Genomic DNA, 22,039 nt, shown 5'->3' with positions numbered 1-22,039 from the left:
GCCCCCTTGATACGTTATCATATGCCATAAGCTCAAGCATGATTGCACCACTACTCATAGAAAATTATTTGTATTGGCCACATTATCTCAATAGTGGTTTTATTGTGACCGCAACCATCGTTTTAGAAGCAGCGTTTAGCGCTTAAACACTATCTTTTTTGCAATATTTTTACTGTCAGAGATAGTTTCGACGTTAAACAATAATAGAAGTAGAGGTTTAAAGACGATGATTACAGATAATTATCAAAAAATCGTTACTAATATCGTTACTAATAAGGAATAGAATATGCGCCGTGTTGTTATCACTGGAGCAGGGATTGTCTCTTGTATCGGACATGATTTGGCTACTGTCACAGATGCTCTGAAACAAGGGCGCTCTGGCATTACATTCAATAAATCTTATGCTGAGCACGAATTTAAATCACACGTTAGTGGCAGTATTGATCAATCAGAGCTTGATACCTCAGGTATTGACCGTAAATTGAAACGATTTTTTAGTGACGCGAGTCTCTATGCTTATGTCAGTGCTTTAAACGCTATTGAGCACGCTGGATTGTCACTTGAGACCATCAATAGCAATCCGCGCGTAGGTGTGGTTGCAAGTTCAGGCGGCGCTTCAACAGAAAATATCGTCAATGCTGTCGATGCCATGCGAGAAAAAGGTCTGCGCGGTGTCGGTGCCATGGCAGTACCAAAAACGATGGGCAGCTCGGTATCCGCAGCGCTTGCCACTGGCCTAAAAATCCAAGGTGTTTCCTACTCTATCTCGTCTGCTTGCGCAACTTCGACGCATTGTATCGGTCATGCTGCTGAGCTGATTCAGTTGGGTAAAGCCGATGTGGTGCTCGCTGGTGGTAGTGAAGCTGAGCATTGGACCCAGTCTTGTATGTTTGATGCGATGGGCGCAGTCAGCACCCAATATAATGACACGCCAACACTCGCCTCAAGAGCTTATGACAAAGATCGTGACGGCTTTGTCATTGCTGCTGGTGGTGCAATGGTGGTCGTTGAAAGTCTTGAGCATGCTCAAGCACGCGGTGCCAATATTTTAGCCGAAATCGTCGGCTATGGTGCCAGCTCTGACGGTGCAGAAATGGTTGCTCCAAGTGGTGAAGGCGCGGTACGCTGTATGCAGCAAGCACTCGCTGAAGCAGGTTTAGAAAGCGTTGATTATATTAATAGTCATGGTACGAGCACGCCGTTAGGTGACATTACTGAGCTTAAAGCCATTGCTAAAGTATTTGGTAATGATGTCAGTAAAGTGCCCGCTATTAGCTCCACTAAATCTATGACAGGTCATAGCTTAGGTGCGGTAGGCGCACAAGAACTGATTTATTGCCTACTCATGCTACAAGAAGGGTTTATTGCGCCAAGTATCAATATTACAGAATTAGATCCGGCAGCCAAAGGCTTTGATATCGTTACTGAAAAACGTGACGTTAAGCTTGAAACTCTTATGAGCAATAGCTTTGGCTTTGGTGGCACTAATGCCACTCTAATCATCAAAAAGTTTGACGCCTAAACTATGGTCGCATCACATCATAATACTACTGTGCAGACAGTTTCTGCCCCATCGCCAGCTACTAAACCTAGCTGGCGTTTTGGTGATCTGTCTGCCGCAGAACTGATGCCAAAGCTACGCCGTCATTTGCTAGCACAAGATGCCAAGGCAAACTGGCAATTGATTTGGCTGAATAATGATGGACGACCTGTGATTGGCTTATTGCCAAAAGTAAGCTGGTCGGTCTTTTATTCTGTAGACGAGACGTCATATTCTGCTAGACAAGCAAGTTTTTATCAAACAAACCCTTATAAAGTTGAAAAAACTTGCCGCGCTACCCATCACAACAATGATAATACAGTTACTACAGCGTATATAAGTTATAGCGACTGGCAGGATGAATTAATTGCTTATAGTCAGGCTTATGAAAGCGAAAACGACCTCTCAACTTCGATAAACAAAAATGATGAGAAGCCCAGTTACTATCATGGTCTTATAGGTTTTATTGGATATGATATTGCCGCTCATGAGCTAAGTCCAAAAGCCAAAATTGAGCTGGCAGTCCAGCCATGTGCACTACTGGGACATTATGATATTTATCTAGCACCTAACAAAGACGATGAAAAAGATTGGGAGCTAACAGTAAATACGCTCAATAATGATTGTGATGAAAGTACTGATAATAAGAAAAAAAATAAGCTCGTAGCAGCACTCATAGCCTATTTGGATGAACTGGATAGCAAACTGTCCAGTATAGATATGGCCAATAACGCTAGCTGTCCATTGCTACCTTTAAAGCTAGATGCTAAATGGCATAAGAATGATTATCAGCAGGCATTTAATCAAACTCAAAACTACTTACAGCAAGGCGATTGCTATCAAATAAATTTAACCCAAGTATGGAATGGTGATTTCAATGATGTAACGGATGTAAATGGAAGTAATAAATCAGCCGCCATGCTTATCGATTATTTGCCTGCTTTGCATGCTAACACCCAAGCACCATTTGCAGGCTATTTAGCGGTTAATTATATTAAAAGTGAAGTCAACGCTAATACGCCAGAGCGTCAGTTTGAATTATTAAGTTGCTCACCTGAGTTATTTTTTACTTTTAGTAAAGACGATCAAACAGGTAAGCACCATATACGCACCAAACCTATCAAAGGAACGATGCCGCGCGGCTCAACTACTGAGCAAGATGATAAATACAAGCAGCAATTAATCGATAGCGAAAAAGACCGTGCGGAAAACGTGATGATTGTCGATTTATTGCGTAATGATTTGGGTAAGTATGCCAAAATCGGTAGCGTAAAAGTGCCACAGTTATTTGCGATTGAGAGCTTTAGTAATGTGCATCATATGGTCAGCACCATTACCGCTGAGTTAAAGACAGATACGCATCCATTAGCAGTCTTATTTGGCAGTTTGCCTGCCGGCTCAATCACTGGAACGCCAAAAAAACGGGCGGTCGAGATTATTGCAGAATTAGAAGCAGCGCCGCGTGGTGCCTATTGCGGCACCATGGGCTATGTGAACTTTGATGGTAGTGGTCAATGGAATGTATTGATTCGCACGCTGCAAGCCAACCATGCATCAGATGGTATAGTAGACCATACAAGCCAAGTCAGTTTGTGGGCAGGTGGCGGCATTACTATTGCCTCTGATAGCGATGCGGAATATCAAGAATGTCTCGATAAAGTCGGTAATCTGATGATCGTCTTGAGTCAAAAGCACAGCAGCAAATAAGATTCATCGTTATATTAAAGATAAATTTAAAGTAGCTAAAAAAATAAAGCCTGCTAACGTTATGTTGGGCAGGCTTTATTTTTAGTACGTCTCAAGGACTTTAACCGATTCACTTTAAACAAATAAAGTACTGCTAAATATTAATTAGCAACGACATCAGCAACAGTTTCTAGAGCTTTTAATGCATCAATCAAACGCTCATGCTGTGCTGCTGTACCGATAGTAATACGTAAATACTCTTGCACACGGGGTTTATCAAAATGACGCACGATAATACTCTGCTCGCGTAACGCATTTGCCACTGTCATTGCATCACCGTCGTTTGGACGCGCAAATACAAAGTTGGCATGCGATGGTAGTACATCATAGCCCAATGCTGTCAATTCTGCCGTCAACGATGTGCGCAAATCAATCACTTGCTGACGGGTTTGCTCAAAATACTCGGTATCTAAGACACTAGCGGTCGCTCCTGCTTGAGCCAACTTATCTAATGGATAGCTGTTAAAGCTATTTTTCATACGTGTCAGTGCTTCGATTAATGAAGCATTACCGAATGCCATACCGACACGCAGACCAGCAAGCGAGCGCGACTTTGAAAAGGTTTGCGTCACCAGCAAATTATCAAAATCATTAATAAGGCTGACGGCTGAGACCTGTGAGTCTGAGCTACCTTCTTCTATTTGGGCAAAATCAATATATGCTTCATCAATCACAATCACTGAGTTTGAATGCTCACTAGCAAGCTTACTGATATCAGCAAGCGATAATAACAAACCGGTTGGGGCGTTAGGATTGGCGATAATTATACCGCTACAAGGCTGGCGATAATCATCAGGGTCGATATTAAAATCAGCACCAAGCGCAATTTGTACCAGCTCTATGCCAAAGGTAGTGGCATAAACCGGATAAAAACTATAGCTGATATCAGGTGCTAATACAGGGCGCTCTTTTAAGAAAAAGCTGGCAAATACTAGTGCCAATACTTCATCTGAACCATTTCCGACAAATACTTGGTTTATATCAAGGTTATAAAGTTCTGCCAATGCGCCACGTAAATCATCAGATTCAGGTGCTGGATACAAACGTAGGTCGTCTGCTTGCCGCGCTAACACCTTTGTAATTGCCTCACCGACTTTTGGTGATGGCGGAAACGGGTTTTCATTGGTATTTAATTTGCATAAATTGTCATGCTGAGGCTGCTCGCCGGGGACATAAGGCGATAAATTGCGCGCTTTAGATGACCAAAGTCTGGTGTCTACCTTTAACTCACTCATAAGTTATCCTACTATTAGCCACAGAGACTATTAAAAATAAATTTCAACAGTTAATTTTAAAATACCTACTGTTGAAGCAATCAAAAAATATTACTGATAACGATAACGGGCTGAACGCGCATGGGCTTCTAAGTCCTCGCGTTGCGCTAAAATATCTGCCGTCTCAGCTAGCGGCTTACTACCAGCCTCACTACAATAAATAATCGATGATTTCTTTTGGAAGTCATAAACACCGAGCGGTGAAGAAAAACGTGCGGTACCGGATGTTGGGAGCACATGATTGGGTCCTGCACAGTAGTCACCAATCGCCTCTGGCGTATGGCGACCCATAAATATAGCGCCTGCGTGACGAATACTATCAAGCAATGCATCAGGGTTATCAACAGACAACTCTAAATGCTCAGGTGCGACGCGATTAATAACCGCCATACCTTCTGCACGGTCTTTTACTAAAATAAGCGCGCCGCGGTTTTTTAGCGAATCACGAGCGATATCCGCTTTTGGTAACTCTGCTAATGCTTTTTCAATCTCAATTGCAACTTCTTCAAGCTGTTTTTCACAAGTAGTGACAAAAATCGCTTGGGCAATACGGTCATGCTCAGCTTGGGATAATAAATCCATGGCGAGCCAATCAGCGCGGTCTTGCGCTTCGCCTTCTGCATAGACCAGCACTTCAGAGGGACCAGCAATCATATCAATGCCTACTTGTCCAAATACGGCACGTTTGGCTGCCGCGACGTACTTATTACCCGGACCGGTGATTTTGTCTACTGCTGGAATGGTTTCGGTACCATAGGCCAATGCGGCCACCGCTTGCGCACCGCCGATGGTAAAGACACGGTCTACTTTTGCCAAATGTGCCGCTGCCAATACCAAAGGATTTAATACGCCTTTTGGTGCTGGCACAACCATGATAACCTCAGCGACGCCAGCAACTTTGGCAGGAATAGCATTCATCAATACGGAAGACGGATAAGAAGCCAAACCGCCCGGTACATAAATACCGACACGGTCAAGCGCTGTCACTTTTTGACCTAAGCGATTGCCTAGCTCATCATCATACTGCCATGTTTCTTGTACTTGGCGCTCATGAAACGCCTGTACCCGAGTCGCCGCTGTAATCAACGCTGTTTTCACTTTATCATCAAGATTTATAAAGGCTTCAGCAAGTGCCTCTTTAGATAGCTCTAGCGCTTGCATCGTCGTCGCTGGATGTTGATCAAATTGCTGGGTCAACTGTAGTACGACGCTATCGCCACCATGACGCACTTTAGTAATAATATCATCCACAGTCTTTAGTAAATCAGCATCATTGACCGTTTCAAAAGCAAGCAGTTGTGTCAATTGACTGTCAAAATCGGCATCTTGAGTACTTAATTGGCGCATGACTTTATCCTGTATTTGTGCATGGAATACGGCTGTAAAAAATAAAAGGGCTAATATAAATAAATGGAAAATTACTACTTCTTATAAGCCAGCTTATTTATTATTATCTGACTCAGATTATACTGAGCTTTTATTATCTGGCAAGCGAATACAACAAAACCAGTTTAGCACGCTATATCTATCCTAGAGCGCTAAACTGGTTTAAAATTTTGTATGACAATGCTTTATATTACCAATGATTGGCAGCGTTTTATAAGGGGCTGATTTATGAAGCGCTGGCAATGCTGTCTTTAAAGCTATTCAAGATAGGCTCAAGGAGTGCAAATTTGCGCTTATAGCTGACCTGATTGACGATAAGACGAGATGAAACATCACAGATATGGTCGCGTGCTTCAAGCCCATTGGCGCGTAGTGTATTACCAGTATCAACTACGTCGACAATCAAATCGCCCAAACCAACCAACGGCGCAAGCTCCATTGAACCATATAGCTTAATTACATCTACCTGTTGACCTTGGCTGGCAAAGTAAGCGCGGGCAACATTGACGTATTTAGTGGCAATACGCAGACGACGATTCGGCAGTGGCGCATCCTTCACGCCAGCGGTCATCAACTTACATTGGGCAATCTTTAAATCCAATAACTCATAAACATGATTGGCACCATGCTCAAGTAGCACGTCTTTACCAGCCACTCCAAAATCAGCAGCGCCGTGTTCAACGTACGTCGGCACGTCACTGGCGCGTAAAATCAATACGCGGACATTCGGGTTTGAGGTTGGAAAAATAAGCTTGCGCGACGCTTCAGGGTCTTCGAGAAGCTCAACACCGGCGGCGCGTAGTAAAGGCATCGTCTCTTCGAGAATGCGACCCTTTGATAGCGCAAGTGTTAAGCCTGAAAACTCATCATTTACTTCATTTAATAAGCCATTATTTGCTAGGCTATTGGTTGCTTCAGTCATAATGACTCGTGTCCGTGTGCAGTTGGTATTCCCATCACAGGGAATTCTTTGATTTTATAATGCCAAGCTTTTAAAGCTGTAACGCCAATATTATCAATAACTGACGTCACAAGGCTAAATAGGATAGGATAAGCCAATCAATACTAATCGTTAGTATTGATGCGTTCAATATTCACACCCAAGGCACGAAGTTTATCTTCAACATGCTCATAGCCACGATCGATATGATAAATGCGGTCGATTAAACTCTCGCCTTCAGCAGCAGCAGCAGCCATGACCAATGACATCGAAGCGCGCAAATCAGTAGCCATAACCGGCGCTGCTGTAAAGCAATCAACACCTTTAACGACAGCGGTATGACCATCTACTTGGATAGATGCGCCTAAGCGGTTAAGCTCTGGCACGTGCATATAGCGATTTTCAAAGATATTTTCGATGAAAGTACTAGTACCATCAGCTAGGCAAGAAATAGCCATTACCTGCGCTTGCATATCCGTTGGGAAGCCTGGATGTGGCTGAGTACGAATATCAACTGACTTTGGACGCCCTTTCATCTGCGCACGAATCCAATCATCGCCAGTGGTAATGATCGCACCCATATCTTCGAACTTCTCTAATACGGGCGTCAATAATAGCGCAGAAGTATTTTTGGTCAATACATCACCGCGCGTCATCAACGCACCTGCTAAATATGAGCCAGTTTCAATACGATCTGGTACCACTGAATACTCGCAACCATGCAAACGCTCAACGCCTTCGATAGTCATGGTTGCTGTACCAATACCACTGATTTTAGCGCCCATTGCTACTAGCATATTGGCCAAGTCAACCACTTCTGGCTCAAGCGCACAGTTACCTAATACGGTAGTCCCTTTGGCTAGGGCTGCTGCCATGATAACGTTTTCAGTACCGCCAACAGTTACCATATCAAAAGAGAATTTACAGCCAAGTAGCTTGCCGCCTTTTGGCGCTTGCGCTATCACATAGCCGTTTTCTACCGTAATAGTAGCACCCATCGCTTCAAAGGCTTTGAGATGCTGATCAACAGGACGTGATCCAATCGCACAGCCGCCCGGCAACGACACTTCTGCCTCACCGAAACGCGCCAGCAATGGCCCTAGCACTAAAATTGATGCGCGCATGGTTTTGACCAAATCGTATGGCGCATAAAAATTATCAATATTTTTGGTATCGCACGTGACGGTATCGCCCTGTTTTTGGATATTGATACCCATGCCACCAATCAACTCAATCAAAGTGCGCACATCTTGTAACGATGGCACATTATGCAATGTCGTTGGCGTCTCGGCCAATATCATGGCCGCAAGTAACGGCAACGCGGCATTTTTGGCGCCTGAGATATTGACTTCCCCTGCGATACGACTACTACCAGTGATTAAAAATTGATCCATAAAGGTGACAACCTAGCGATGAGTATAAAAAATGATGGAAAACCAAATAGTATAAAACTGGCAACAATATTGCTAGTAGTAGAAAATCCGGTCATAGATGAAAAGTCATAGCCTAGCCTTGCGATTGAACTTCCCATTCAACAGGCGTTAACGCTTGAATATTGAGCGCATGAATATCGCCACTCACAATTTTGTCGTTTACCAAAGCATAAACCGCTTGCTGACGCTGAACGGCACGTTTGCCTTCAAAACTGGCATCAACCACGCGTACATCAAACTTAGTTCCTTGATTGGCAGCTTGAATAAAAGCATCCGGAAAGTGAGTTTGTAAAAATGCGATCAAATCGTCAGCGTTCATGCTCATAGAATATTCTGCCTTAAGGTTTAAAATAGGGTATAGATTTAAAGTGACGACATTATAACAAGAGTTTGACCATCTTACAGTACTGTCTTACGCAACTGCGTCTAAGTATTAATGACAGTATTAGCTAATTATTTAAGAGCTTTGTCCAAATAGCTCACCACTTGCGCACGTACGTCATTAACCCAACGTAATGGCGGCGCCATCGCCCCAATGCTAGTGGCATGACTGGCACCTGCAATTTCACCCGTTTGAACGGTAACACCAGCTTCTTGTAATGCTTTGGTCATCTTAATAGTATTAGTAGGATACACAACTTTATCTTTTTCGGCAGTCAATAATAGATAAGGTGGTTGCTCGCCTTTGATTTGTCGGTCTGGCATCACTTCATCCGGCGTGGCGTCGGCAGCAAAAGCCGTCACACTATCAAATTTGCGAAAATCATAGCTATAAGGACCAGCAATACCAACCACCGTCTTGATGTCTTTTGGCTTAATACCGTAAGGCTTTAAAAAGTCCTCATTGGCGACGGCAGCAACGGCATTAAACGCGCCAGCAGAATGCCCAACGACTGCTAGGCGTTTTGGGTCAGCATGAAAACGCTCTGCGTTTTTATAGCTCCAAGCAATAGCTTGTGCTGTATCTTCGACATAATCAGGGTACACATGCTCAGGGGCTTTACGATAATTAATCACTGCGGTCACATAACCTGCTTGAGCCAAACTTTGACCGACAAACGCATATTCTTCTTTAGTGCCGTTCTCCCATGAGCCACCATATACGAACACTACCATAGGATAAGTATCCGTAATTGCCCGCTCACTCTGCATCGCTTTTGCAAGAGGTTTAGGATAATACATATCCAAATCTTGCGACGGCTCGTCGCCATAAAGAATATCTTTACTGACCCCAACACCGCCACTTGAGGTAAGGCCATTGACGATAGCAAGCGCCGATAAAGCCTGTGCTTGCTGTGTTGCTAGAGCAATTCCACCGACTGCCAATGCCGCGGTAACCCCTGCGCTGATGATTTTCGGCGTCATTGCTTTGGCTCGCCGTGCATCCTTACTTAAACCCTTCATAGCAGTATCCCTGTTATATATCATGCAGTCGTTATCATTCAGTCAATATCATCCAGCCAGCGATAGTGCCATGACCGTTTGTTATTTTATCTGTGCCATTTCATCTAGTTTTTACTGCTTATATTTTTTTACTGTTCATATCTTACGGGCTGACTAAGGATTTATCGTGCTTTTACTGTTATGAATATTTAGGCTTATTGTGAGTAGCATTTTGACGGTTTGAGGCGTCCGAAAGTCGTCATTAAATATTGTGATTTCAAAATAAAAAAGCTGCGATTATAACAATATTAGGCAACCTATTTACTGGTTTTGATACAGGTCAATATACGGACTCGATGAAGGCTCATTGACTGGCGAACCATCTTCTGTGATGATAATCGGAGTGGCATTGATAGCCGTATCTGCTGCTATCGAACTGTTTGCCTCGGGGGCTGCTCTGCTGTTAACAGCTGGCCCTTTGGTAGGATTGGCTAAATTGTTCTCGTACATAATGTCATCGCTACCGAGCTTTACCCCTCTATCATCGACGACGGTGGTCAGCAGTACCAATTCTGTGATGCCAACTGTATTATTGGCGATATCGATCAAGTGGCTTTGTTGCGTCGGCGTCATACGGCCCATGATATAAACCACGCCATTATTAGTCACTGCTTTTATCTGTGAGGCTTTAACACCATTAGCTGTGGCTGTTTTTGCCATTAGCTTCGATGTGATATAGCCGTCATGGACGGTTTGGCTATAGCCTTTTGAGGCACCGACGGTCAGCTCATTATAAACTTGGCGAACGTCTGGCATAGAGCCAACGACTTTTCCGATTTCGGTCTTGATTGCCTCAGTCGGCACTTCGCCAGTAAGCAATACGGTACTATTAAAGCTATCAATGCTCATGCGACTGGTTTGCTGCAAATTTTCCTGCAAACCATAAACGTTAATCTTGACAGTATGTTCGATACTACGATCGAGCAGACGCTGCGGAATGGTACGCTCAGTCATCGGCACGCCATACGTGCCTTCTGTACTATTGGTCAAATAGTTGGTGGTACAGCCAGTAGTTATAATGCTAGACATTAGCATCACGCCAATCGCGGTACGGCGTGATGAGCCAAAAATAGCAGTGCGCAAATGCATCCGTGTCATGATTTACCTCTTAGAACATGGTTTATAATAATTGAATAGTTGATAGTGGCGATGTAAAAGTAGTGATGTAAAAAGTAGTGATGTAAATTTGATTCAATTAATGATTTTTAATACCGCTACTTTACTTAATTTTTATAGTAGACAGTTAGGCTTTTGGTAAAGACAGCTTGATGCGATTATTTATTTCGCTATCAAATTAAACAATCTTAAAACAAGCGATCAAAAACCTTTACTACCAAGCTGCCGCTATAAAAGCGCCTTTTAGCCATTCCGGCTGAACATTTTCCGAATGCGTTTTTGGGATGTTATTTATCTGATTGTTATGATTGTTATGATTGTTATGATTGTTATGATTGTTATGATTGTTATGATTGTTATGATTGTTATTGTCGATAGTATTATAGGCCATCACATCAAATCGGCATTCATAATCGTTATATTTAGGATGTTGCTGCAAAAAATAGCGTGCCGCTTTGATAATTTTACGTTGTTTACTTGCCGTTACGCTGAGCGCAGCGTCACCAAATTCTGAACGCTGCCTTTGACGCACTTCAACAAAGACCAGTGTCGACCACGCCTGCCCTTTTTCTAGCATGACTAAGTCCAGCTCGCCAACTTTAGGCTGCTGCCAATTTTGCGCAATCAATATCAGCCCTTGCGCCTGTAAAAACTCACAGGCCTGTTGTTCAAAACGGCTACCTTGTCGCTGTTTTGGGGAGGTTAGAGTCAAAGGTTTATCATTCACCATAACGTCTATTGGTCTACTTAACATTTCAGAATTATCATAGCACAACATGCTAAACTAACCACCTTTGCGTGCTTCTGTGCGTGCTTATGATGATTTAATTATTCACTCTTTATATGAGTAATACTTTTTATATAAGTGATGTTTTATCAATCATCGCGCCGTATCCATTTATCTATCCCCTTTTTATCTATCCAATTAATGACCCGAGGTTTTCATGTCTAGCCCTACCGCGATGCCAGCTTGTCTATATATCGTTGCCACGCCGATTGGTAATCTTAGCGATATGACGCCGCATGCGATTGATGTCTTAAAGCAAGTCGCCATCATTGCCTGTGAGGATACGCGCACCTCAGGTAAGCTATTGTCACATTTTGGCATTGATACCAAAGGCAGTAAAGCTGACGATACAAAAGATGCCGTGGCTCATAACACTGAAAACAATACCGAAGATGGTGTTGCAAACGATGCTGATACCACATCAAAGCAAAAAGGACATAATAAGCTTTGGGCTTATCATGAGCATAATAGCGCCATTCAAACGCCTAAAATTATTGAGATGATTGAGCAAGGTCATTCGGTTGCTTTGATTAGTGATGCCGGTACGCCACTGATCAGTGACCCCGGTTATCAATTGGTACAGGCCGCCCATGCTGCAGGCGTTCGAGTGTCACCTATTATTGGTGCCTCCGCTGCCATTGCGGCGCTATCGGTTGCAGGTCTGCCCTCAGATCGCTTTAGCTTCATTGGGTTTTTACCAGCAAAAACGCATGGTCGCCAAAAACAACTCTCTGCCCTAAATACCCGTACTGAAACTTTGATATTTTATGAAGCGCCACACCGTATTATTGCCAGCTTAGAAGATATGGCCGCCATATTTGGCGCAGAGCGCGAAGTGACGTTTTGCCGTGAATTGACCAAAACCTTTGAGACGGTACGTAAAAGTACGCTTGGCGCTTTGGTTGAATTTGTTAAAGCAGATGACAATCAGCAGCGCGGTGAGATTGTTGTGGTGGTCGCTGGGGTCAAGGTGGCACAAGATGATGACGATATCAGCATTCATGATAAATTATTACACCGCCTGCTAGAAGATTTATCCGTTAAAAAAGCGGCTGCCTTAGGCGCTGATATCACTGGGGTAAAAAAGAACGCCTTATATCAGCGCTTACTTGAGCTCCAAGCCGAATAATTTTTAGATAAAAAAAACAGACACATTTATAAATTTATTAAGGAGACATAAGCAATGTACGACGTAATGGCGATAGGCAATGCCTTGGTTGACCACGAATATCTATTGTCAGATGCGGCATTAGAAGAAACAGACTTGACCAAAGGTAATATGACGCTGGCAGGCATTGAAGAGCAACAGCAATTATTGGCTTATTTTAAACTCGCAGAAATCAAACCGTCAAAACACGCTGGTGGTGGCTCAGCGGCCAATGCGATGTACGCTTTTGCAAGTTTAGGCGGCAAACCTTTTTATGCCTGCCGCGTTGGCGATGATAAGCAAGGTGAGTTTTACCTAAAAGACTTGCATGAAGCAGGCGTAGCCACCTCTCCACAGTCCATCCATGCAGGCGGTGTGACCGGCTCATGTGTGGTTGCAGTCACTGAAGATGGCGAACGCACCATGCAGACATTCCTTGGCACATCAAGTGATATTACCGCTGATAATGTCGATTTTGAAGCGCTAACACAGGCTGATTGGCTATATTTAGAAGGCTACTTAGCCATGTCTGAAGCTATCCAACCAGCGATGAACCAATTGCGTCAACAAGCAGGAATTCATGGTGCTAAGATTGCGGTGAGCTTTGCCGACCCAGCGGTGGTGAAGTTTGCTAAAGACGGTCTGCTTAATATGCTCGGCAATAAAGTCGCGGTGATATTTTGTAATAGTGAAGAAGCAAAATTATTCACCGATAAAAAGCAGCATAAATCTGCTGCGCGTGCCTTACTTGAGCATTGCCAAACTGCGGTTGTCACTGATGGTTCAAATGGTGCCGTGATCGCTCATAAACCAAATGACGAGTCAGAGATTGAGATTTACGACGTTCCTACGCCAGTAGTGACCAACGTCATTGATACCAACGGTGCTGGTGATAACTATTCTGGGGCGTTTTTATACGCATTATCGCAACAATATAGTTTGCCAGAATGTGGTCGTCTTGCCAGCGAAGTCGCCGCACAAGTCATTCAACAGTTCGGTCCACGTTTAGAGTCGCAAAATTACCAAGAAATTGCAAAACGTGTATTGTCTGCCTAAGCAGTCAGGCCCAACATTTAACAGTATTTAGCAACTATTTAGATAGTTTAACGAATAAAAAAAGCCCATATCAAACCGATATGGGCTTTTTCATTTATAAACTTTTATATACTTAACAAAGCAAAAATCTGCAAACTAAGCAGAAGCCAATGCTTGCTCTAAATCTGCTTTGATATCTTCGATGTGTTCAATACCAATCGACAAACGAACCATATCGGTACTTACCCCTGCGTTTTCAAGCTCTTGCTCATTGAGCTGGCGGTGTGTCGTCGTCGCCGGATGGCACGCTAACGATTTGGCATCACCAATATTGACCAAGCGCGTAATCAGCTGCAAGGCATCAATAAAGCGTGCGCCTGCTTCAAGTCCACCTTTTACCCCAAAGGTCAAAATAGCAGACGGCGTGCCCTTCATGTATTTTTTGGCAAGCTCATGATCCGGATGATCTGGCAAACCGGCATATTTTACCCACGCTACTTTGTCATGATCACGCAGATACTCAGCAACGGCCTGCGCGTTTTGTACATGACGCTCCATGCGTAAACTTAAGGTTTCCATACCTTGCATAATACCAAAGGCATTGAGCGGGCTGAGTGCCGCGCCAGTATTACGTAGCGGCGCAACACGTGCACGAGCAATAAAGGCAGCAGCGCCAACGTCCTTAACAAAGTTTACGCCATGATAACTGGCATCAGGCGTATTAAGTAGCGGGAAGCGCTCAGGATAATCGCCCCAAGGGAATGTACCGCTATCGACAATAGCACCACCAATCGAGGTGCCTGTACCGCTCATATATTTGGTCAATGAATGAATGACGATATCAGCACCAAACTCAAACGGACGACATAGCGCAGGTGTCGCAACCGTACTATCAATCACTACCGGTACGCCGTACTCGTGAGCGATATCACTAAGCACTTGGATATCCACAATATTACCCAGTGGGTTGCCAATACTTTCAGCAAAGACCATCTTAGTTTTATCATCGATTAAATCACGAATCGCTTCAGGATTTTTGTAGTCAAAAAAGCGTACTTCGATACCTTGACGCGGCAGTGCATGGGCAAATAAATTATAAGTGCCGCCATACAAAGTCGATACCGCAACGATATTATCACCGGCTTCACAGATAGTTTGAATGGCATAAGTAATAGCAGCCATCCCTGACGCAACCGCAAGCGCACCAATACCGCCCTCGAGCGCCGCAACTCGTTCTTCTAATACCGTATTGGTCGGGTTCATGATACGGGTATAAATATTACCTGCAACCTTTAGGTCAAACAAATCTGCACCGTGCTGCGTATTATCAAACGCATACGAGCTGGTATGATAAATAGGCACGGCAACCGCTTTAGTCGTCGGTTCAACGCTATATCCGGCATGAATAGCCAGCGTTTCAAGACGTTGCTGGTGTTGTGGTTGGCTAACTGATTGTTCGTCACTCATCATGTGCTCCTAAATATAAGTTAAAAAGTTATTTATCAACAATATCGCTTATCTACAATATCGCTTATCAACAACATTACTAGCAAAACATTGCTATAAGCTGCTATAAAAAGTGCACTTTTAGCGTCGCTACAAAAACTGATACATAAAAAAAAGCTGAGTTAATCATAACTCAGCTTCTATATGAATAAAACAGCAAATTTATCATCGCTTAATGACTAATATTCATAAGCAACCAAACTAATGAGACAGTTAAGAGCCATCTGCATTTTTTATTTAGCGGTTATTTAACTGTTATTTAGCTGTTACTTATAATAAGCATTTTCAGTACGTGTATGGTCAGTCTCATCAATTACTTGAGTCAGCTCTGGTATTTGCTGTTTCAACTGTACTTCGACACCTTGGCGCAACGTCATATCAACCGCTGAACAGCCTTGGCAACCGCCACCGAATTTCAATACAGCGGTCAGACCAATGCCTTCTTCTTCAATCAATTCAAGCAATTGCACGTCGCCACCATGCGCGGCTAAGCTTGGATTAATCTCAGACTGCAATACATAGTTGATGCGTTCTTCAACACTGGCATCCGAACCCACTTTTGGCACTTTAGAGTTTGGCGCACGGAAGGTCAGCTGACCACCAAAACGGTCTTTATTATAATCAATGACGGCATCTTCTAGATAAGGCACTGACGCCGCTTCAATAAAAGCAGAAAAATTATCGTAGCTGAACTTCAAATCAGCACTGTCTTCCTCGCCTGGCTGATTGTAAGCCATACAACACTCAGCACGCGGTGTCCCTGGATGCTCAACAAAGATACGTACACCGATACCATCGGTATCTTGCTTAGATAGTAAGTCCGCCAAATAACCTTGGGCGGCCTCAGTGATGGTGATGTTACTTTTGGTCTCAGCTTGCTCAGTATCTAACGCTGACTCGTAATCGGCAGCAGGGTCTACTTGAGTATCAGTTGAATTGTGTTCACTCATAATGCTTCCTATGTGTTATGACACAAGCGTTATATTGGTCACGTCTACTGTGTCGTCAAATGTATTGGTCACGTCTACTGTGTCGTCAAATGTAATGTGAGGTGGAGTTATATGGAGTCGTCCATCATTTTGGCTTATCATTTTATTTGTCTGACGGTGATGGTTGTCTATTAATACTACTCATTATAGCGCACTTGGTCGACTATTCCGACTGTGCCAGTGTGAATTAGCACTGACTCCGACAAATACTGGTTATTGACTTCTCTAATGACTGCTCTGCTACCTAACATAAAGACATTGAGACCAAGGTAATAGTAGCTTTTAGATAGTAACTTTTAAATAACGCCCTTTAAATAGTGCGTTTGAAATACTGCCTTTGAACGGTTAAAACTGCTATCGAAAAGTATTGAAGAAACATAAAAAAATGTCAGAAAATAAGCCTCTATATCTTTTTGCTCTTCATTCTATATAAAGACCCAAAACATACTTATCAAGTTTATAAAAAATATCTTTTATAAATGCCTTTTGTCCCTACTCGTTTGGCGTGTCAGATGCTTTAGCTTCAAAAATAGCACCGCGATGAACGCATCAGTTCAGTCTTCAGTTAAGTGAATTCAGTCAGTAGCTTGATTTAATATATAATTTTATATATTATAATTAAATATAACAATTTGAAAACTGTCAAACTTATATTTATTAGTGTACTAATTAATCTCGCTTAACAAGGAGCATCCCATGAGCAAATCATTTAAAGACATCACTAAACACGTTTCAACCAACTTAGCAAAACTACATAAGCATATCCCTGAAACCACTAAAGCGTTCTCGCAACTTGGTGCAGCGGCAACGGCTGATGGTGTTCTGGACAAAAAAACCAAAGAGCTTATTGCCTTAGCATTGGCAGTTGGCGCGCGCTGTGATGCCTGTATCGGTTTCCATACCAAAGCCTTAGTACAGCTTGGCGCATCTGAAGAGGAGGTCGCTGAAACATTGGGCATGTGTATCTATATGGGTGGTGGTCCTTCAATGATGTATGCCGCTGAAGCTGTCGCGTCATTCAATGAGTTTAGTAAAGAAAGCTAGTTTTTGGTTCGATAGATATAAAAAAACTGCCCATGGTTGAATGACTAGTGGCAGTTTTTTTATGCTTGTGATTAGGATGCTTATGATAAAACTCACATGGGAAATAAATAAGCTATGCTATAACCTACTGAACACTTATAGCGTCTTCTCATGAGAATGCGCTAAATCTAAAGAGACACCTTTATGATGACAGAAAATCTAAAATTAGTGACCTCTAAGGATCATGTACAAATCGCTATTTGGGAGATTTTCGATAGCGAAAAACGCCATGATTTATCTAACCTTTCTGCTCATAAAGCACAAAACATATTTTTAACACATGGTACATTTTCGGATAAAAAAACCTGCCTAAGAATCGCTGAATACTTGGCAGCACTTGGACATCGTTGCTATATTATGGAATGGCGCAGTCATGGCGCGAGCGAAATACCAAAAGATAAGTTTAATTTTGAGACCATCGCAACTTATGATTTTGACGCCACCTTTCGGTATTTGTTTGATGATTTAAAACTGGATAACTTGCACTGCGTCACCCATAGCGGCGGCGGCATTGGATTGACCATGTTTCTGATCCAAAATCCACTTTATATCGATAAAATAAATAGCATCAGCATGTTTGCCTGCCAAGCCTATGGCGCTGCACTGAACCCTATCAGCTATGCTAGAATCTTTGCGGCCAAATTATTCACCCAACTATTTGGCTACATCCCTGCCAAAAAGCTCAATATGGGACCAATTAACGAAAGCTACTATGCGATGAAGCAATGGTATGACTGGAATTTGAAGCAAAATTTTAACAGTAGCTTTATCACGCAAAATGACCTGAATGAAGGCAACAATAAAGGCAATAATGAAAGCGACTGTAAAAGTGGCAATAATAAAAATACCCCTCATAAAAGTACAGCCCAAACAGTGATGGCTAATACTGAGCCTTTTGATTACCGACAGCATATGCCAAAGATTACTACCCCTATTTATGCGATTAGTGCCAAAGGAGACAAGCTCATTTCCCCCACGCGTGGTTGTCAGTTACTTTTCAATGACTTCAACAACCCTGCTAATGTCTTTTGTGAATATTCGCTTAGTAATGGCGATTCGGATGATTATACTCATAGCCGTATCATGACCAGCCGTAATGCTGCCAAAGAGATTTGGCCAACGGTTGCTGCTTGGATTGACAAGCACAGCAGCTAACATTAGCTTCTTTCTAAGCTCAAAGATTCAGTGACAATTAAACCTTATAAAACATCTTTGTACTTGTCAGCAAGTTAGATGCTGTGTCAGTATTAGCGCCATTGCACAATTTTGAATAAATAAATAATTGATAGTAATTGATCAATGTATCGCACGGAGTTGGCGTTTATGAGTAGATTATCGGAATATGACCTAATAGAAAATCCAGAAGAAAGCCAAGCAGAAAGCGCCATTGGTTTAGATGAAACAGACGCCAAACATTATCGCTATTTGGTATTTATTGGTCGTTTTCAGCCGTTCCATAGCGGCCATAAAGCCGTTATTGACGAGGCGTTAAAGCGCGCAGATGATGTGATCATACTTATCGGCTCAGCTAATCTACCACGCAGCTTACGCAATCCGTTTTCGGTTGCTGAGCGCACAGCAATGATTAAAGGCGCTTATTCTGTAGATGAGGCCGCACGTATTCACTGCGTGGCGCTCGATGATGCGCTATATAATGACACGCGCTGGCTAAAATACGTACAGGCTGGAGTAAGATCGGTCACCGGTGACTTGCAAAGCAATATCGGTTTGATTGGGCATTCCAAAGATAATTCGTCGTATTACTTATCACTATTCCCTCACTGGGCATCCATTTCTGTTCCTAGTTATCATAATCTATCAGCAACGCCTATTCGTGAAAGCTATCTGATGGGCGCAACACCTACTCCTGAGCGTACCCCAGAATCGACTCGAAAAATATTAAACGATTTCAAAAAAACAGCCGAATATCAGCAGCTTCATGAAGAAGCAGGCTTTATTGATAAGTATAAAAAACAATGGGAATCTGCCCCTTATCCACCGACATTCATGACTGCCGACGCCTTGGTAGTGCAGTCCGGACACATTCTTTTGGTAGAGCGGCGCAGTATGCCGGGGCGCGGGCTTTGGGCATTGCCGGGTGGCTTTCTTAACCCAAAAGAGACCCTATTTGATGCCTGTATCCGTGAGCTACGTGAGGAGACCCGCCTAAAAGTTCCTGAACCCGTATTGCGTGGCTCGCGCCACAGTCAGCATACCTTTGACGATCCCTATCGCTCAGCGCGTGGTCGTACCATCACGCAAGCGTTTTATTTTCAGCTTAAAAATGACCCAAAAGGCTTACCAAAAGTTAAGGGTGGTGACGATGCCGCACAAGCTTTTTGGTTGCCGCTTGCTGAGCTTGATTCTAAGATGATGTTCGAAGATCACTATGCGATTATTATGAAGATGGTTGGACTGTAAGGTATTGTGCAACTCAATTTTTAATCGTTAGTTTTCATTGAAAATTATTGATCTAACTTTATCAATTTTTCCGCCCGAGCCGATAGACGGCAGAGGCTAATCGCCGCAGCCATTGCGGTATCTCAAAGCAGAGGAGTTCTGTGATGTATACTAGTAATCTTAATAATTTAATTCTCAATAGCGACAGCTATAAAACCTCACACTGGGTACAATATCCAGCTGGCAGCGAATATATGTCTAGCTATGTCGAAGCGCGACATGGCGACTATGACGTGGTATTTTTTGGCTTACAAGCCTTTATCAAAGAATACCTTAGCACCCCAATTACCCATCAAGATATCGATGAAGCCGAAATGGTCATTCAAGCGCATGGTTTGACCTTTAATCGTGCTGGCTGGGAACGTTTGGTCGATAAACACGGTGGTTATTTGCCATTACGTATCGAAGCCATACCTGAAGGCAGCATCGTGCCGGTGTCCAACGTGGTCTGCCAAATCATTAATACCGATCCTGAGTTTTACTGGCTACCAAGCTATATCGAAACGGCGCTATTACGGGCGATTTGGTATCCATCAACGGTCGCTAGTGTCTCGTATTACTGCAAAGGCATCATTCGCCAAGCGCTGGAAAAATCAGCGGACAATACTGAATCGCTTATTTTCCGTTTACATGATTTCGGCTCACGCGGTGCGTCTAGTCAAGAGTCAGTCGCACTGGGCAGCTTGGCACATTTGGTCAATTTTGCAGGTACCGATTCGATGACTGCTTTGGTCGCTGCCAGCCGTTGGTATGGTATGGGCAATGATATGCCTGCATTCTCTATTCCAGCTGCTGAACACAGTACCATGACTGCATGGGGACGTGATGGTGAGACCGCCGCCTTTGCCAATATGATTGAGCAATTTAGCGGTGTAGGTAAAAGTTTTTCTGTGGTTTCTGATAGCTACGACTTATGGAATGCCATTGATAATATTTGGGGTGGTAGCTTAAAAGAAGATGTGAAAAACATGGGCGGCACTTTGGTTATCAGACCAGACAGTGGTGATCCTGCTAAAGTGGTTCGCGAAGCCTTAGAGCGTTTGGCGGTGAAATTTGGCACGACTATCAATAGTAAAGGCTACAAAGTACTGCCTGACTACGTACGCGTTATCCAAGGCGATGGTATCAGTCCGCAAAGCTTAAGTAAGATTATTGAGGTAGTAATGAAGGCAGGCTTTAGCACCGACAACGTTACGTTCGGTATGGGTGGCGGGCTACTGCAACAAGTCAACCGCGATACGATGAGCTGGGCGATGAAGGCCAGTGCCGTCTCTATCGATGGTATATGGAAAGATATTTATAAAGACCCCGTAACCAGCCGCTCAAAACGCTCAAAAAAAGGGCGCTTAGCCTTGATTAAAGATAGTAACGGACAGCTAAAAACCATTAAAGCTGATGATTTAGCCACTGATGTAGACAACCTATTACGTGATGTTTATATCGATGGCAAATTATTGGTTGAAGACAATTTAACCACTATTCGGGAGCGTGCAGGATGGTAGCGACTAAAAAAATACAGAATAAAATAACCTCTGTTGCAAAGGATGTGCTACTTGCCCCTGTGTATCTTTATCAAGGTCGCAAAATCAAACGTGATACTGTTCGCCTCCTTGAGCCAAATGGTGAAAGGCACGGACATATTCAACTAAACAAGTCTATTGATACATCAAAAGACGACAGCAAACAAACCTTAAACCTAATGATCGTTGGTGATTCGGCGGCGGCGGGTGTTGGCAGTGAGACGCAGCAAGAGGCGCTCGCTGGCAAGCTGATGCCAATCTTGGAGCAGCAGCCCACTATTCATACCCAGTTTGATGCGCTGAACTGGTCATTGCAAGCGACTACCGGACATACCAGCTTTGATATCTTGCGTAGGCTTTATGTCCTTCCCGCTCCTAGCCAGCCTATTGATGTGATGGTGCTGAGTGTCGGTGTCAATGATACAACGACGAGTGTTTCTGTGGATAAATGGCAACAGCAAATCGAAGACATTATTGCTATCGCTCAGCGTAAATTTGCGTCCGGGTGTTGATTTTTTTAAGTTTACCACCGAGTGCTCACATGCCTGCAATTCCTGCCCCACTACGTAACTGTTTGGTTGCTCAAGCGATCACACTTCCTACTCTCTCACAGCCATTCCGTCACGCTCTTTCC

General features: G+C 43.3%; 19 protein-coding genes. 9 read left to right on the top strand and 10 right to left on the bottom strand.

What is annotated here, in order from left to right:
* Positions 1-286 precede the first annotated feature (286 nt).
* Positions 287-1,522, top strand: coding sequence for a beta-ketoacyl-ACP synthase II (locus CAN34_RS03725; RefSeq protein ID WP_089554507.1), 1,236 nt, complete (start codon positions 287-289; stop codon positions 1,520-1,522).
* Between the two features lie 3 nt (positions 1,523-1,525).
* Positions 1,526-3,247 (top strand): anthranilate synthase component I family protein, encoded by a 1,722-nt coding sequence (locus CAN34_RS03720; RefSeq protein WP_089554506.1) that lies wholly within the window; start codon positions 1,526-1,528, stop codon positions 3,245-3,247.
* Positions 3,248-3,387: 140 nt separating this feature from the next.
* Here the strand turns inward: CAN34_RS03720 and hisC are convergent, their stop codons facing one another.
* The 8 genes from hisC to CAN34_RS03680 form a co-directional block, all read right to left on the bottom strand.
* Positions 3,388-4,521, bottom strand: coding sequence for a histidinol-phosphate transaminase (gene hisC, locus CAN34_RS03715; RefSeq protein ID WP_089554505.1), 1,134 nt, complete (start codon positions 4,519-4,521; stop codon positions 3,388-3,390).
* A 90-nt stretch (positions 4,522-4,611) separates the two neighbouring features.
* Complete coding sequence (gene hisD, locus CAN34_RS03710) at positions 4,612-5,907, bottom strand: histidinol dehydrogenase (protein ID WP_089554504.1); 1,296 nt, start codon at positions 5,905-5,907, stop codon at positions 4,612-4,614.
* A 265-nt stretch (positions 5,908-6,172) separates the two neighbouring features.
* Entirely contained in the window at positions 6,173-6,868 is a 696-nt protein-coding gene (gene hisG, locus CAN34_RS03705; RefSeq protein ID WP_079692693.1) for an ATP phosphoribosyltransferase, read from the bottom strand.
* A gap of 143 nt (positions 6,869-7,011) precedes the next feature.
* A complete protein-coding gene (murA, locus tag CAN34_RS03700) occupies positions 7,012-8,280 on the bottom strand; it encodes a UDP-N-acetylglucosamine 1-carboxyvinyltransferase (protein ID WP_089554503.1) in 1,269 nt (422 codons plus the stop codon).
* A 112-nt stretch (positions 8,281-8,392) separates the two neighbouring features.
* The gene (locus tag CAN34_RS03695) at positions 8,393-8,644 is read right to left on the bottom strand and encodes a BolA family protein (protein ID WP_089554502.1); all 252 of its coding nucleotides are present in this window, start codon (positions 8,642-8,644) and stop codon (positions 8,393-8,395) included.
* 128 nt (positions 8,645-8,772) lie between these two features.
* Complete coding sequence (locus CAN34_RS03690; RefSeq protein ID WP_089554501.1) at positions 8,773-9,723, bottom strand: alpha/beta hydrolase; 951 nt, start codon at positions 9,721-9,723, stop codon at positions 8,773-8,775.
* Between the two features lie 300 nt (positions 9,724-10,023).
* The gene (locus CAN34_RS03685; protein WP_089554500.1) at positions 10,024-10,860 is read right to left on the bottom strand and encodes a BON domain-containing protein; all 837 of its coding nucleotides are present in this window, start codon (positions 10,858-10,860) and stop codon (positions 10,024-10,026) included.
* A 232-nt stretch (positions 10,861-11,092) separates the two neighbouring features.
* Positions 11,093-11,656 carry a YraN family protein gene (locus CAN34_RS03680; RefSeq protein WP_089554499.1) on the bottom strand — a complete coding sequence of 188 codons (564 nt, stop codon included), beginning with the start codon at positions 11,654-11,656 and terminating at the stop codon, positions 11,093-11,095.
* A 166-nt stretch (positions 11,657-11,822) separates the two neighbouring features.
* Between CAN34_RS03680 and rsmI the strand changes: the two genes are divergently transcribed.
* Both rsmI and CAN34_RS03670 read left to right on the top strand, forming a co-directional pair.
* Positions 11,823-12,794: a 16S rRNA (cytidine(1402)-2'-O)-methyltransferase gene (gene rsmI, locus CAN34_RS03675; protein ID WP_089554498.1), complete on the top strand. Its 972-nt coding sequence runs from the start codon at positions 11,823-11,825 to the stop codon at positions 12,792-12,794.
* 54 nt (positions 12,795-12,848) lie between these two features.
* Positions 12,849-13,868, top strand: coding sequence for an adenosine kinase (locus CAN34_RS03670; protein ID WP_089554497.1), 1,020 nt, complete (start codon positions 12,849-12,851; stop codon positions 13,866-13,868).
* Between the two features lie 135 nt (positions 13,869-14,003).
* Here the strand turns inward: CAN34_RS03670 and CAN34_RS03665 are convergent, their stop codons facing one another.
* Positions 14,004-15,314: an O-acetylhomoserine aminocarboxypropyltransferase/cysteine synthase family protein gene (locus CAN34_RS03665; RefSeq protein WP_089554496.1), complete on the bottom strand. Its 1,311-nt coding sequence runs from the start codon at positions 15,312-15,314 to the stop codon at positions 14,004-14,006.
* Between the two features lie 305 nt (positions 15,315-15,619).
* On the bottom strand, positions 15,620-16,303 hold the full coding sequence (gene nfuA, locus CAN34_RS03660; RefSeq protein ID WP_079692702.1) for a Fe-S biogenesis protein NfuA: 684 nt from the start codon (positions 16,301-16,303) through the stop codon (positions 15,620-15,622).
* Positions 16,304-17,038: 735 nt separating this feature from the next.
* Between nfuA and CAN34_RS03655 the strand changes: the two genes are divergently transcribed.
* From CAN34_RS03655 to CAN34_RS03635, 5 genes are all read left to right on the top strand, one after another.
* Positions 17,039-17,386 carry a carboxymuconolactone decarboxylase family protein gene (locus CAN34_RS03655; RefSeq protein WP_079692703.1) on the top strand — a complete coding sequence of 116 codons (348 nt, stop codon included), beginning with the start codon at positions 17,039-17,041 and terminating at the stop codon, positions 17,384-17,386.
* A 183-nt stretch (positions 17,387-17,569) separates the two neighbouring features.
* Entirely contained in the window at positions 17,570-18,580 is a 1,011-nt protein-coding gene (locus CAN34_RS03650) for an alpha/beta fold hydrolase (RefSeq protein WP_089554495.1), read from the top strand.
* 168 nt (positions 18,581-18,748) lie between these two features.
* A complete protein-coding gene (locus tag CAN34_RS03645) occupies positions 18,749-19,846 on the top strand; it encodes a bifunctional nicotinamide-nucleotide adenylyltransferase/Nudix hydroxylase (protein ID WP_174668342.1) in 1,098 nt (365 codons plus the stop codon).
* 143 nt (positions 19,847-19,989) lie between these two features.
* Positions 19,990-21,387: a nicotinate phosphoribosyltransferase gene (locus CAN34_RS03640; RefSeq protein WP_089554494.1), complete on the top strand. Its 1,398-nt coding sequence runs from the start codon at positions 19,990-19,992 to the stop codon at positions 21,385-21,387.
* A complete protein-coding gene (locus CAN34_RS03635) occupies positions 21,381-21,917 on the top strand; it encodes a GDSL-type esterase/lipase family protein (RefSeq protein ID WP_254423074.1) in 537 nt (178 codons plus the stop codon). The genes CAN34_RS03640 and CAN34_RS03635 overlap by 7 nt, the downstream gene beginning before the upstream one ends.
* The last annotated feature ends 122 nt before the right edge of the window (positions 21,918-22,039 follow it).

The sequence above is a fragment of the Psychrobacter sp. DAB_AL32B genome (genome assembly GCF_002224105.1).
Classification (GTDB): domain Bacteria; phylum Pseudomonadota; class Gammaproteobacteria; order Pseudomonadales; family Moraxellaceae; genus Psychrobacter.
Note: the sequence above shows the minus strand (reverse complement) of the source record. Positions and strands in the feature narration are given on the sequence as shown.

Coding starts and splice junctions, on each gene's coding strand:
- CAN34_RS03655 (WP_079692703.1), top strand. CDS start 17,039: ATGAGCAAATCATTTAAAGACATCACTAAACACGTTTCAACCAACTTA.
- CAN34_RS03640 (WP_089554494.1), top strand. CDS start 19,990: ATGTATACTAGTAATCTTAATAATTTAATTCTCAATAGCGACAGCTAT.
- hisG (WP_079692693.1), bottom strand. CDS start 6,868: ATGACTGAAGCAACCAATAGCCTAGCAAATAATGGCTTATTAAATGAA.
- CAN34_RS03685 (WP_089554500.1), bottom strand. CDS start 10,860: ATGACACGGATGCATTTGCGCACTGCTATTTTTGGCTCATCACGCCGT.
- CAN34_RS03680 (WP_089554499.1), bottom strand. CDS start 11,656: ATGTTGTGCTATGATAATTCTGAAATGTTAAGTAGACCAATAGACGTT.
- rsmI (WP_089554498.1), top strand. CDS start 11,823: ATGTCTAGCCCTACCGCGATGCCAGCTTGTCTATATATCGTTGCCACG.
- murA (WP_089554503.1), bottom strand. CDS start 8,280: ATGGATCAATTTTTAATCACTGGTAGTAGTCGTATCGCAGGGGAAGTC.
- CAN34_RS03635 (WP_254423074.1), top strand. CDS start 21,381: ATGGTAGCGACTAAAAAAATACAGAATAAAATAACCTCTGTTGCAAAG.
- CAN34_RS03645 (WP_174668342.1), top strand. CDS start 18,749: ATGAGTAGATTATCGGAATATGACCTAATAGAAAATCCAGAAGAAAGC.
- nfuA (WP_079692702.1), bottom strand. CDS start 16,303: ATGAGTGAACACAATTCAACTGATACTCAAGTAGACCCTGCTGCCGAT.
- CAN34_RS03720 (WP_089554506.1), top strand. CDS start 1,526: ATGGTCGCATCACATCATAATACTACTGTGCAGACAGTTTCTGCCCCA.
- CAN34_RS03690 (WP_089554501.1), bottom strand. CDS start 9,723: ATGAAGGGTTTAAGTAAGGATGCACGGCGAGCCAAAGCAATGACGCCG.
- CAN34_RS03695 (WP_089554502.1), bottom strand. CDS start 8,644: ATGAGCATGAACGCTGACGATTTGATCGCATTTTTACAAACTCACTTT.
- hisD (WP_089554504.1), bottom strand. CDS start 5,907: ATGCGCCAATTAAGTACTCAAGATGCCGATTTTGACAGTCAATTGACA.
- CAN34_RS03665 (WP_089554496.1), bottom strand. CDS start 15,314: ATGAGTGACGAACAATCAGTTAGCCAACCACAACACCAGCAACGTCTT.
- CAN34_RS03725 (WP_089554507.1), top strand. CDS start 287: ATGCGCCGTGTTGTTATCACTGGAGCAGGGATTGTCTCTTGTATCGGA.
- CAN34_RS03670 (WP_089554497.1), top strand. CDS start 12,849: ATGTACGACGTAATGGCGATAGGCAATGCCTTGGTTGACCACGAATAT.
- CAN34_RS03650 (WP_089554495.1), top strand. CDS start 17,570: ATGATGACAGAAAATCTAAAATTAGTGACCTCTAAGGATCATGTACAA.
- hisC (WP_089554505.1), bottom strand. CDS start 4,521: ATGAGTGAGTTAAAGGTAGACACCAGACTTTGGTCATCTAAAGCGCGC.